At 71.9% G+C, this 12335-nt stretch carries 8 protein-coding genes; 2 read left to right on the top strand and 6 right to left on the bottom strand.

Annotation, left to right across the window (positions count from 1 at the left end; translation table 11 throughout):
• Nucleotides 1-45: 45 nt before the first annotated feature.
• The 3 genes from ACWGI2_RS33785 to ACWGI2_RS33775 form a co-directional block, all read right to left on the bottom strand.
• Entirely contained in the window at nucleotides 46-1467 is a 1422-nt protein-coding gene (locus ACWGI2_RS33785; RefSeq protein WP_453699603.1) for a tannase/feruloyl esterase family alpha/beta hydrolase, read from the bottom strand.
• A 54-nt stretch (nucleotides 1468-1521) separates the two neighbouring features.
• Entirely contained in the window at nucleotides 1522-3030 is a 1509-nt protein-coding gene (locus ACWGI2_RS33780) for an extracellular catalytic domain type 1 short-chain-length polyhydroxyalkanoate depolymerase (RefSeq protein ID WP_453699601.1), read from the bottom strand.
• A gap of 252 nt (nucleotides 3031-3282) precedes the next feature.
• A complete protein-coding gene (locus ACWGI2_RS33775) occupies nucleotides 3283-4749 on the bottom strand; it encodes an FAD-dependent monooxygenase (RefSeq protein WP_453699600.1) in 1467 nt (488 codons plus the stop codon).
• A 63-nt stretch (nucleotides 4750-4812) separates the two neighbouring features.
• Here ACWGI2_RS33775 and ACWGI2_RS33770 point away from each other — a divergent pair, with 63 nt between their 5' ends.
• Both ACWGI2_RS33770 and ACWGI2_RS33765 read left to right on the top strand, forming a co-directional pair.
• Nucleotides 4813-5430, top strand: coding sequence for a TetR/AcrR family transcriptional regulator C-terminal domain-containing protein (locus tag ACWGI2_RS33770; protein ID WP_453398479.1), 618 nt, complete (start codon nucleotides 4813-4815; stop codon nucleotides 5428-5430).
• Between the two features lie 213 nt (nucleotides 5431-5643).
• The gene (locus ACWGI2_RS33765) at nucleotides 5644-6489 is read left to right on the top strand and encodes a universal stress protein (RefSeq protein WP_453699598.1); all 846 of its coding nucleotides are present in this window, start codon (nucleotides 5644-5646) and stop codon (nucleotides 6487-6489) included.
• Nucleotides 6490-6493: 4 nt separating this feature from the next.
• On the opposite strand, the gene ACWGI2_RS33760 is transcribed toward ACWGI2_RS33765, so the two are convergent.
• The 3 genes from ACWGI2_RS33760 to ACWGI2_RS33750 form a co-directional block, all read right to left on the bottom strand.
• Nucleotides 6494-7150: a M15 family metallopeptidase gene (locus ACWGI2_RS33760; RefSeq protein ID WP_453398481.1), complete on the bottom strand. Its 657-nt coding sequence runs from the start codon at nucleotides 7148-7150 to the stop codon at nucleotides 6494-6496.
• A 326-nt stretch (nucleotides 7151-7476) separates the two neighbouring features.
• Nucleotides 7477-10536, bottom strand: a complete 3060-nt coding sequence (locus ACWGI2_RS33755; RefSeq protein WP_453699596.1) for a BTAD domain-containing putative transcriptional regulator — start codon at nucleotides 10534-10536, stop codon at nucleotides 7477-7479.
• Between the two features lie 155 nt (nucleotides 10537-10691).
• Nucleotides 10692-12326, bottom strand: coding sequence for an MFS transporter (locus ACWGI2_RS33750; protein WP_453699594.1), 1635 nt, complete (start codon nucleotides 12324-12326; stop codon nucleotides 10692-10694).
• Nucleotides 12327-12335: the final 9 nt, after the last annotated feature.

The following is a 12335-nucleotide window of genomic DNA, read 5'->3' as shown; positions in this document are numbered from 1 at the left end:
AGCTTGCCTTCCGGCGCGCGGGTCCCTGCCCAGGGTTGGCCGAAATTACTGCCCGGTAAGGCGGCATCGGGCAAGGAGAGTTGCCGGGTCGGCGGTATCCGGACGCGGCACGGTCCGGCTGGGCGGCGGCTGCTTCCCCCGGTCGAGCCAGGCCTCCATGGCCGTGAAGGCGGAACGGTGGCAGGGCACCAGAGGCCGCAGCTTGTCGGGGAACGTGTCGACGAGTGAATCGACGTGCGTGCCGCCTTCGACGCGGTAGTAGCGGAACAGGCCGCCGCGGCCCGCGCCCCGCACCATCTTCGCGTAGACGTCCGAGTCCTTGCTGATGGGCAGTTGGACGTCGAGGGTGCCGTGCAAGGTGATCAGCGGTTTGCCGATGCGTCCGGTCAGGGCGATCTTCCGCACGGCGTCGCGGACTGCCCGCGGCCGGGACGCGTACGCGTAGTCGGCGTCGCACGCCGGTGTCCCCGGTGCGCAGAAGGGAGTTCCGGCCTCGGTCGCGCCGTCGTAACCCGGGTCGAGCTCCTCGCGGTAGATCCGCTGGGTCAGGTCCCAGTAGACCTGGTGGTGATAGGGCCACAGGAACTCCGAACCGGCGGGGAACCCGGCAGCGACCATCTCCTGACGGGCCTTGTCCGCTCCTTCACCACCCGCAGCGTAGGTCGGATAGGCGCGCAGCGAGGGCGGCAGGAAGTCGAGCAGATTCGGCCCCTTGGTCCGCCACAGCGTGCCTTCCCAGTCCACTCCCCCGTCGTAGAGCTCGGGGTGGTTCTCCAACTGCCAGCGCACCAGGTATCCGCCGTTGGACATGCCGGTGGCCAGCGTGCGCGCGGGAGGCCGGTGGTACCGCTGGGCGACCACGGCGCGGGCGGCGCGGGTGAGTTGGGTGAGGCGTGTGTTCCATTCGGCGATGGCGTCGCCCGGCTCGGCCCCGTGCCGGTAGAAGGCGGCGCCGGTGTTGCCCTTGTCGGTCGAGGCGAACGCGTAGCCCTGGGAGAGCACCCAGTCGCCGATCGCGCGGTCGTTGGCGTACTGCTCACGGACGCCGGGTGTGCCAGCGACCACGAGGCCGCCGTTCCAGCGGTCGGGCAGGCGGATGACGAACTGGGCGTCGTGCTTCCAGCCGTGGTTGGTGTTGGTCGCCGAGCTGTCGGGGAAGTAGCCGTCGATCTGGATGCCGGGCACGCCGCGCGGTGTCGTGAGCCCGGCGGGCGTCAGGCCCGCCCAGTCGGCCGGGTCGGTGTGGCCCGAGGAAACCGTCCCCGCGGTGGTCAACTCGTCGAGGCAGGCGACCTCTTGGCGTTCGGCGCCCGGCACCTTCAGCCTCGCCGATGACCCGCAGTGCCCTGCGCCGCCGCCTCGATCTGCGCCGGGCTGTCCGGCGGCGGCTGGAACCGCGGCGAGCGTGACGAGCAGCGCCGTCAGGGCGAGGGCGCTGCTGCGTCGGGGCGGATCGGTGGCGGGCACGGGTTCCTCCGGGGGTGGGCGTGAATGCGTACGGCGGTTACTGAGCGGGGTCGATCAGGGGCAGGCGCCGTCGGCGATGACGTAGTAGCCGGTGGGCGACTCCTTGAGGGTGTGCGTGACAGCGGTGTTGTAGAGGCCCATGTTCTGGTTCGAGCCCTTGGCGTAGGCGTAGCCGCCGCTGGTGGAAGCCCGTCCGGCTTGGACCTGCTGGTAGTTGTTCGCTTTCCAGCACTTGGCGGCGGAGCCCGTGGTGGAAGCCGTCACCTGGGACGACCGCGCCCCTTCCGCGCCGTCCGGGCCGCGGGCGGCCACGCTGTACGTGTGACTGCCGCCGGGGCTGAGGCCGGTGTCCGTGAACGGAGGGCCGGTCGGGGTGGCGACTCGGGCGCCGTCCCTGTAGACGGCATAGGACGCGGCGTCGGTGACGCTGTTCCAGTTCAGGGTGACGGAGGTGTCGGTCGCGCCGGTCGCCGCCAGGCCGCTCGGCGCCGGCAGACCAACGGGGTCGGGGGCGGAGCCGTCCAGGCCGAAGAAGCCGGTGATCCAGTGGCTGGAGCAGATGGAGTCGATGAAGTGCGCCGTGCCGGTCGCGCCGCACTGCTCCGCGCCCGTCCCTGGGTCGACCGGGGTGCCGTGGCCGATGGAGGGGACCCGGTCGACTTCCACGGCGACGGCGCCGTCCGTCCCGAGGTACTGCTCCCTGCGGGTCGAGTTGGGGCCGATCGTGGAAGTACGGTCCGGGCTCTGGTCAAGGCCGTGCACGGCGGTCCACTGGTCACGCAGCTCATCGGCGTTCTTCTTGGCGACGGTGGGGTCGTTGTCGCCGTGCCAGATCGCCACCCTCGGCCAGGGACCCGTATGGCCGGGGTAGGCGTCACGGACGCCTTGCGCCCACGCCGAGGGGGTGCGGTCGACGCCGGGGCTCATGCAGCTGTACGCGGACAGCACGTCGTCGGCACAGTCGTACGGGAGGCCCGCGACCACGGCGCCCGCCTTGAACACGTCCGGGTAGGTCGCGAGCATCACCGACGTCATGGCGCCACCGGCCGACAGACCGGTGGTGTACACCCGCTCCGTGTCGCTGCCGTACGCGGAAGCGGCATGCGTGACCATCTGGCGGATCGAGGCCGCCTCGCCCTGCCCGCGTCGCGTGTCGCCCGGCTGGAACCAGTTGAAGCACTTGCTGCTGTTGTTGGCGGACGTCTGCTCGGGGAAGACGAGCAGGAATCCGTGCCGGTCGGCGAATTTCACCAGGCCCGCGTTGTCGGCGTAGATCTGCGCGCTCTGGGTGCAGCCGTGCATGGCCACCACCACGGCGGGGTTCGCCGCCAGGGTCGTCGGCCGGTACACGTACATGTTCAGACTGCCGGGATTGGCACCGAAGTTGCCGACCTTCTCCAGGGCGACGGCCGCCTGTGCCGAGGGCGGCGGCGAGAACACCGCTCCGGCCACGACAAGGCCCACGACGGCGGTCAGCCGCCCGAAAACGCGGCGCCACCTCCTCGCACCGCGGGAAGGCGGCTCTTCGGGCACCTGACTCAAAGGTCTCTCGTACGACGGCATGGCGGCTCCCGACGGAGGGTGGCGCGGTCTCCGGGGCGGATCACGCGACCCCAGAGCCCGTCCACACCTGCCGCGGTCCGGGACGGCCCGCTGCGAGCCGGGACACTGGGGTGCAGGCAACCGTAGGAGTCGCCGGAGCGGGGCCAGAATGGCGCGGGGAGCCACAACGTCACCAACTGCCGCTGGTGTCCGACCCGTTGTCACCTCACCCCGCCCGTGCTAGGGGGGCCGTGGACATCGACGGCGCCCCGGTCAGGGGTGAGTCGCGGATACCGCCGCGTGCGCCTCGGCCCGCAGAACGTCGGCGTCGGGCTGTTCGCTCGCCCAGGCGACATGGCCGTCGGGGCGGATGAGCGCGGCACGCACGGTGGACCAGGCGGGGCGTGGGTCGGGCCGGTGTGCCGTGTGCGTGACGATGTGGGGAGTGGAGGGCGGTGCCGGGGTGCCGGTGAAGTGCAGCAGGACGTGGCGGCCGGTCCGGAGCAGTGTGAAGAGGTCTGTGCTGTTGGAGAGTTCGAGGTTGGGTGCGCGGTGACCGGTCAGGGAGTGGTGGTGTGCGGGGGCCGGGTAGGTGACGGCCAGTGCGGAGAGTCGTTCGGCCAGGCTTCGAGAGAACTCGGGGACGGTGGCGATGAGTTGGCTCAGGAGTGCGCGCAGGTCCTGGCCCTCCGCCGAGTAGGCGTTCATCAGGGCCGTCTGGGCGCGGGTGCTGCGCAGCAGGTCGGCGCCGACCGGGTGGCGTTCGGAGTGGTAGCTGTCCAGGAGCCCGGCGGGGGCGGTGCCTGCCACTGTGGCGGCCAGTTTCCAGCCGAGGTTCGTGGCGTCCTGGATGCCGACGTTGAGGCCCACGCCTCCGGCCGGGTAGTGCATGTGCGCCGCGTCGCCCGCGAGGAGGACGCGGCCCTTGCGGTACTCGGCGGCCTGGCGGGTGGCGTTGCCGAACCGGGAGAGCCAGCGCGGGTCACGCATGCCGAAGTCGGTGCCGGCGATCCGGGTCACCTTGGCGCGCAGCCCGTCGAGGGTGAGTTCGCCGGGGTGGCCGGCACCTGTACTTTCCGGGTCACCGCCGACGATCCGGTGGATGCCGCCCGGCAGCGGGACGATCATGACGCCGCCGGTCGGGCCTGACATGGCCGGCACCGCTTCCTGCGGCGGATTGTCCAGGACGACGTCGCCCAGGAAGCCCCAGGTGGTGGCGTCGTTGCCGGGGAAGTCGATGCCCGCCGCCTCGCGCACGGTGCTTCGGGTGCCGTCGCAGCCGACGAGGTAGTCGGCGCGCAGCGCGTACGGGCCGTCAGGGCCGGTTGCCTCAACGCTCACCCCGTCTTCGTCCTGGGTAAGTCCGGTCACTTGGTGCCCGCGCCGGATTGTGGCTCCGACCGCATTCGCGTTCTCCTCCAGTAGCTCCTCGGTGCGGGCCTGCGGCAGGGCGAGTGTGAAGGGGTAGGGGGTGTCGAGGACCCCGAAGTCCATCCTGTCGTCGAGCCCGCCGAAGTGGCCGCTGGGGATGCGCCGCCCCTCCGCGAGGAAGGGCTCCAGCACGCCCCGGGTGGCCAGGGCCTCCAGTGTGCGCGGATGGATGGTGAGGGCCTTGGAGTGGGGATTCCGCTCGCGGCGAGTCTCCAGAACGGTGACGGGTGTCCCGCCCAGCCGCAGTTCGGCGGCCAGCCACAGCCCGGTGGGGCCGCCTCCTGCGATGACTACGTGCTCATGCTCCATGACAGCTCCTCAAGAATTTCTTGGTCACTGACCAAGACGGGGTGCGCCCAGTAGACTAGGTCGGTGACCAAGAAGCAAGCGGAGAATCTCGCCCGGACTCGGCTCGACCCCGCGACGGTGGTGCGAGCGGCCCTGGAACTGCTGGAGGAGAAAGGCGCGGACGGGCTCTCGATCCGCGGCATCGCGGACCGGCTCGGCGTCCGGATGAACACCGTGCTCTGGCATGCGAAGACCAAGGCGCGGCTGTCGGAGTTGATGGCGGACGCGATCGTGGCCGGGGCACCGGTGGACGGACTGCCCGAGCCCTGGGAACCACGGGTCCGCGAACTGCTCCACCGCTACCGCCGCGCCCTGCTGGCCCACCGGGACGGGGCCAGGATCGTGGCCGGTACGTACGCCGCCGAACCCGCCACGCTCCGCTTCGCCGACCTGATGACCGAGGCGCTGCTGGCCGGCGGTCTCGCGGAACGCGAGGCGGTCTGGACCGGCTGGAGCCTTGTCTACTTCACCCTGGGGCTGGCTCAGGAGGAACAGGCGCTTCCTGACGCGATGGGTCCTGCATTCGCACGACGGCTGGACACGGGCGAATACCCCTCACTGTCCCGAGCCGCCGCGTACTTCGAGGACACCTCCTTCGACGAGCGCTTCGACTACGGGCTCTCCCGCATCCTGGGGGTGTGAAACGGAACGGCGCCCCAACGGCCCGCTCTCCACGCTCGACGGGGGCCCGGCGCTCGGCCGCTCCAGAGGCGGACTGACCAGCAAACCTCCACGGGGCGGCCCCCAGAAAGGTAGAACGGCGATGCCCGGGGCACTCGTCGCTCCGGACGCAGGCCGCCGACCGGTCTGGCCCACTTATGAGGCCCCACCGGCACCGCGGAGGTGCGGATCACCATGCCCACACAACAGCCCATTACCGCCGGCGTCGACGGCTCACCCGGCAGCCTGGCCGCCGCCGACTGGGCCGCGGGCGAGGCCATGCGCCGTGACCTGCCCCTGCGTCTGATCCATGCCAGTGAGCCGCCCGGGGAACGCGGCCGGTTCCAGGGGAGCGACGCCGCGGCCCGTCTGCAGACCGGCGCACTCGAGCGCTCCGTCCAGCAACTCTTGTCCCTTTACCCCGAGTTGGAGATCCTCGACGAGCAGGTGAGCGGTTCACCGGCAGGGGCGTTGCTGGCGGCGGCCTCCTCCTCCGCTCTGGTCGTCATCGGAGCGCACGGCGCCGGCAGACTCAGCAATGTCATGGTCGGCTCGGCCGCGCTGGCCGTAGCCACCCGCGCCTCGTGCCCCGTCGCTCTGGTACGGACGGCGGAGGACCCCGAGGACAAGCACCGGGACGCGGCGGACCGCCCGGTCGTGCTCGGACTCGACCTCGATCGTCGCGGCGACGAGCTGCTGGAGTACGCCTTCGACGCCGCGGCCTCCCGCAAGGCGCCTCTCCATGTCGTGCACGTGTGGACCGCCCCCTTGACCGAGGATTCGGAGGCCATCGACCCCATGCCCGACAAAGAGCGCCTGATGGCCTCCGAACTCGGCTCATGGCGACGGAAGTTTCCCGGAACGCACGTTGACCAGAAGCTCGTGCACGACGCGGCCGGCCATCACCTGGTCGAGGTGACCTCGACCGCCTGCCTGCTGGTCATCGGCCGCCTCGTACCCACCGGGCCGCATCTCGGCGAGACCGCGCACGCGGCGATCCACCAGGCCAGGTGCCCGGTCGTCATCGTCCCGCACAACTGACGGGCTAGCCGTCGAGCGTCGCGGGACCGTACCGCGCGGCGGGTGCCTCGGTCGTGAGGGCCCAGTAGCGGTCGCCGTAGGACCAGTGCCACCACTCCGTGGGGTAGTTGACCAGGCCCGCCGTGGCGAGGGCCGCGGTGAGGGTGCGGCGGTTGCGGCGGGCGGCCGGGGAGATCAGGGCGCTGTCCATGTAGCAGGCGCCGTCGCTCTCCTCCGGGCTGGCGTTCACCGGGGTGCCGAGGTCGAGTTCGGTGCCGGACGCGCTCCGCAGGGTGAGGTCGACGGCGGCGCCGGCGACGTGCGGGCCCACCTCCGGCGGTGAGAGGGAGCGGCTCGTCTGCTGATGGAGGTAGGCGTCCGACCAGTCGGGGTTGGCCTTCCTCAGCTCGGCGGCGTACTCCTCGAAGTACTGGATCTGCAGGGCCAGCGGCCGGTACCCCTCGGTGACCAGGAGGCGCAGGCCCTCGGGCAGCAGCCGGGCGGCGCGGGCCAGGCGCCAGGCCACGCCCTCGCGGAGCTGGGCGTAGGCACCGGCCGCGTCGGCGAGGCGGTCGTCCACGTCCACGAAGGGCAGTTGGCGCAGGTCCACGAGGGCTTCGCCGCAGTCGTGGACCGGGATGCCGACGACTCTGGGATCGTTCATGAGGATGATCGACGACATGATTGCCCCTTCGTGGCGACGGCGGCGGGCACAGCTCCGGGGACGGGCTGCCGCCCGCCCCCGAAGTCCCCTCCGTGCCCTGGCAGGGGCTCTACGCGACGAGCGGCCCACACGACCGACGGTGTCGGTGGTGTGGGCCGTACGAGGCATCAGTGGCCTTCCCCCGTGCTTCCCCCGTTGAATTCCGCTGAGTCCCCCGTTGTTTCCTGCGATCCCCCGATGGCGTCGGCGTGTTCACCCGCCGACAACCACAGAGTGACGCAGCCCGCTGTAAATTCTCTGCAAGTCCGGGACAAGCGGATTACAGGCCGCCCCTTGAAGCGCCCTCAGAGCCCCGGCTCGTTCCGTTCGCGCGCTTCGTACGCCGTGAAGACCTCGCGTGCCTCGGCGCGCAGCGCACCTGCCGCCGCCCTGTCCCCCGCGGCCTCGCGCGCCGCCGCGAGATCGCGCAGGGTGCGGGCGCGGGGCAGGGGAAGCCCGAGGTCGTTCCAGAGCGCGGCGGCCGTGGTCAGGTACTGTTCCGCGGTGTCGAGGCGGCCCGTGGCGAGTTCGCACTCGCCGAGGGTGCGCAGGCCCAAGGCCTCGCCGAAGCGGTCGCGTTGGCCCCGGCAGATGTCGAGGACCTGGCGGATCTCGGCCTCCGCTTCGGCCGAACGCCCCAGCCTGATACGGCACTTGGCCCGCGCCTGCATCGCGTACGCGAGCATGAGCGGATCCCCCAGGGTGCTCAGGAGGTCCACCGCACGGCTGGAGAGTTCCTCCGCCGCCTCGTACTCGCCGAGCGCGCGATGGACCAGGCCGAGCGAGCGCAGCGTGAGGGATTCGCCGCGGCGGCTGCCGAGCCTGCGGTAGGCCCACAGGGATTCGTCGAGGAACGCGCGGGATGCGGCGAAGTCACCGAGTTCGAGCTGGACGGATCCGGCGTAGCGGCAGGACAGGCCGAGGCCCGGGTCGTCGTGGAGTTCACGGAACCCGTCGACGGCGCGCACCAGCGTCTCCTGCGCCGCGCGCAGCTGCCCCGCTTCGCGCAGGGCGCTGCCGAGCCCGGCGAAGGCGGCGGCCTGTCCGCGTATGTCTCCGAGTTCGGCGCAGAGCGCGGCGGCCTGCTTGAAGTAGCCCTGCGATTCGGGGAACCGGTCCTGTTCGTAGCGGAGTTGGCCGAGACCGATGAGCAACAGGGCCTCCCCCGCCCTGTCCTCGGCGCGGCGGGCGGCGGCCAGGGCCGCGTCGTGCGTGCGCCACCAGGCTTCGAAGCGGTTCCCGACGGTGTACGCGGAGGAACACAGGGCCGCGGCGGCTTCGCAGGAGAGGGTGTGCAGATCGAGGGCGGCCGCGCGCTCGACGGCGGCGGCGATCGCGTCGGCCTCGGCCTCGAACCAGGCGGCCGGGTCGGCGAGTGCCCTTTGGGTGGCTTCCGGTCCGACCGGGCGGACGAGTTGCCGCAGGGACCCGGCCGGGGATCCGTTCGGGCTGGTGGAGTCCAGGAGCCCGCGGTGCAGTTCGACGGCGCCCGAGGGTGTGGCGGACGCGGCGAGGCCGGTGAGCCAGAGCCAGGCGCCCAGTGCGCGGCCGACGGCGGCGGCCCGTTCGGCGGGCGGGTCCTCGGCGTCGGCGCGTTCGGCGGCGTACACGCGGACCAGGTCGTGGGGCCGGTAGCGGGGCTGGCCCGCGCGGTCGACGCCGGTGCAGTGCAGGAGCTGGGCGTCGATGAGCTGTTCCACGACACGGTCCGCGTCGGCCTCCGGCACGTCGAGCAAGGCGGTCACCACCCACGCGGCGACATCGGGCGCGGCGAGCAGACCGAGGCGGCGCAGGGCGGTGCGGGCGGGGGCGTCCAGGGCCCGGTAGCTCATGCCGAGACCCGCGCGCACCTCCAGGTCGCCGACGGCGAGTTCGTCCAGGCGGTGGTGTTCGTCGGCGAGCCGGTCGGCGAGCATGCGCGCGGTCCAGTGCCGCCGGGTGGCGAGGCGGGCGCCCGCGATCCGGATGGCGAGCGGGAGCCCGCCGCACAGTTCGACGATGCGCCGGGCAGCGTCCGGCTCCTCCCTGACACGCCGCTCCCCCGCGACGCGGCCGAGCAGCTCGGTCCCCGGCTCCGTGTCGAGCACGTCGAGATCGGTGCGGTGGGTGCAGGGCAGGGCGCCGAGGCGGGCCCGCGCGGTGATGAGCACGCCGCAGGTGGCGCTGCCGGGAAGCAGCGGGCGCACCTGGGACTCGCTGGCCGCGTCGTCGAGCACGAGCAGGACGCGGCGCCCGGAGACCAGGCTGCGGAAGAGGTCGCGCCGCTCGGCGTCCCCGTCGGGCGGATCCGCCCCCAGGGCGTAAAGGAGGCGTCCGAGGACTTCACCGGGCGCCACGGGATCGGTGGCGCCCCGCAGCTCGGCGTACAGCTGCCCGTCCGGGTACGCGTCGGCGACCTGGTGCGCCGCCCGGATGCCCAGCGTGGACTTGCCGACGCCGCCGGGCCCGGAGAGCACGACGACCGGCATGGCCTCGTGGGGGCCCGACAGTGCGTCCCGCACATCGGCGAGCTGCGCGTCCCGGCCGGTGAAGTCACCGATGGTGGGCGGCAGGAGGGCCGCCACCGGGACGGCGGCGGCCTCCCTTGAGCCGGGGCCGGGGGTGTCCGCCGCGGTGGGCAGCAGCTCTTCGTCGGCCCGCAGGATCGCCTCGTACATCCGTGTGAGGTCGGGGCCGGGATCGATACCGAGCTCCTCCGCGAGTACGGCGCGGCCCTCCGCGTAGATCGCGAGCGCGTCGGCCTGGCGTCCCAACCGGTAGAGGGCGAGCATCAGTTGGCCGCGCAGCCGCTCCCGGGTGGGGTGCGTGGCGACCAACGCGGTGAGTTCGGCCACCAGTTCCGTCTCGCGGCCTGTCTGAACCAGCTCCGCGGCGATCCGCTCCTCCAGGGCCGCCTGCCGCGCCTCCTCCAGCTGGTCGGCCATGGCCCGCAGCGTCTCGCCGATGCCGCCGAGCGCGGGGCCGCGCCACAGCGCGAGGGCGTCCCCCAGCAGCCGGGCGGCCGCGACATGATCCCCTTCGGCGGCGGCCTGCCTGCCCTGTACGGCGAGGCGCTCGAACTCGACGCGGTCGACGAGGGTGGCGTCCGCGTGGATCAGATAGCCGGGCGGCCGGGTCTCGATGGCGTCGGCGGACAGCGCGCGACGCAGCGCGGAAACGTACGACTGGATCAGGGAACGCGCCGTGTCCGGCGGCCTCTCGCCCCAGATGGCGTCGATCAGCGCGTCGACGGACACCACGCGCCCAGGCTCCAGGAGCAGCGCCGCGAGCAGGGCCCGGGGCTTGGGTCCGCCGAGGCTCAGCCGGCGGCCCGCGCGCCACGCCTCGACCGGGCCCAGTAAGCGGTAGTCGGTGTCCGTGTCCAAGCCCGTCTCCATGGGTCCTTGCCCCGCGCCGCCCCCACAGCCCCCGCTCCTGATCGGCTGGTCATACTACGTCTGCCCGCTGTCAACTGGCGTGCACACCAAGGGAATCAGGCCATACGCCGGCGGGGCGCCGCGCGGGCTCGGGCCGCGGGGCTTCAGCCGGGCGCGGGAGGTCCCTTGCGGGGAGAAGTGCCGTCGCCGGGGGAAGGGTCTGCCGCACCCGGCGTGTCCGGCGTGTCCACGGCCGGCGCGACCGGAACGCCGCCGCCCTGGAGGCGCTCCAGGTCGGCGGACCGCACCTGGATGACCACCAGGGCGATCAGCGCGGCGACGACGGCGAAGACGGCAGCGGCGATGAAAGAGCCCGAGATGCCCGAGGCGAGGACCTCATCGCCCCAGCGCCCCGGCAGCTCTCCCGTCCTGCGGAACTCCAGCTGCTCGGCCCGGGTCGCCTCCGCCATGAAGCGGGGGACCTGGTCCGTGGCCTCGTTGCGGCTCGCCGTGCCGAAGACGGTGACAAGGACGGACAGGCCGAGCGAACCGCCCACCTGCTGGGTGGCGTTGAGGATGCCGGAAGCCGCTCCGGCGTCCTGCGACTCCACACCCGACACCGCCATCAGGGTCAGCGACACGAACTGCATGCCCATGCCGAAGCCGAAGACCAGCATGGGCCCGAGGAGGCTTCCCATGTACGTGCTGTCGACATCGGTCAGCGTCAGCCAGCCGAGCCCAGCGGCGGCCAGCACGGCGCCCACGACCATGAAGGGTTTGGGCCCCCACTTGGGCAGCAGCTGGGAGGCGAGTCCCGCGCCCACCGCGATGATCGCGCTGACCGGCAGGAAGGCGAGACCGGCCCGCAGCGGGCTGAAGTTCAGGATGTTCTGCACGAACAGCGTCAGGAAGAAGAACATCCCGAACATGGCGGCGGCCAGGCACAGCATCATCCCGTAGACACCGGCGCGATTGCGGTCGCGGAACATCCACAGGGGCGTGATGGGCTGCCTCGACCGGCGCTCGACGGTGAGGAACAGGCCGAGCAGTACAACGGCCCCCGCGAAGGCCCCGATGGTCACGCTATCGCTCCAGCCGTCCTCGGAGGCGCGGATGAAGCCGTAGACGAGCAGCACCATGCCCGCGGTGGAGGTGAGCGCGCCGAGGATGTCGAAGTGTCCCGGGTGGCGCTCGGACTCACGGATGTAGCGGGGCGTCGCGAAGGCGATGAGCAGGCCGATGGGGATGTTCACGAACAGGACCCAGCGCCAGTCGAGCCATTCCACGAGCAGTCCACCCGCCAGCAGTCCGATCGCGCTGCCGCCCGCCGAGACAGCCGCGAACACGCCGAACGCCCTGTTCCGCTCGGGTCCTTCGCGGAAGGTCGTGGTGATCAGCGAGAGCGCGGTGGGCGAGGCGATGGCGCCGCCGACGCCCTGTAGCGAGCGCGCCGCGAGCAACTGCCAGGATTCCTGGGAGAGTCCGCCGAGCAGCGAGGCGAAGACGAAGAGAAGGACGCCGAACATGAAGACCCTGCGGCGTCCGAGGATGTCGCCGAGGCGCCCGCCGAGCAGGAGCAGGCCGCCGAAGGTCAGCGTGTAGGCGTTGATCACCCAGGACAGGGTCTCGGTGGAGAAGCCGAGCGAGGTCTGGATGTGCGGTAGAGCGATGTTCACGATGGTGATGTCGAGGACCACCATCAGCTGGCACGAGGCGATGACGAGGAGTGCGATACCGCTGCCGCTGCCCCGCTTCGGGGAGGCGGCAGGATCTGAGGGTGTCGTCCGAGAGCCCGTCATGGGATTGCT

It is taken from the genome of Streptomyces sp. NPDC054866 (genome assembly GCF_053610745.1).
The sequence above is the reverse complement of the archived record's forward strand: the minus strand, read 5'-3'. Positions and strand labels throughout refer to the sequence as shown.

Bases quoted from the DNA above. Each gene is read 5' to 3' on its own strand.
- ACWGI2_RS33780 (WP_453699601.1), bottom strand. From the start codon at position 3,030: ATGCCGTCGTACGAGAGACCTTTGAGTCAGGTGCCCGAAGAGCCGCCT.
- ACWGI2_RS33775 (WP_453699600.1), bottom strand. From the start codon at position 4,749: ATGGAGCATGAGCACGTAGTCATCGCAGGAGGCGGCCCCACCGGGCTG.
- ACWGI2_RS33765 (WP_453699598.1), top strand. From the start codon at position 5,644: ATGCCCACACAACAGCCCATTACCGCCGGCGTCGACGGCTCACCCGGC.
- ACWGI2_RS33760 (WP_453398481.1), bottom strand. From the start codon at position 7,150: ATGTCGTCGATCATCCTCATGAACGATCCCAGAGTCGTCGGCATCCCG.
- ACWGI2_RS33750 (WP_453699594.1), bottom strand. From the start codon at position 12,326: ATGACGGGCTCTCGGACGACACCCTCAGATCCTGCCGCCTCCCCGAAG.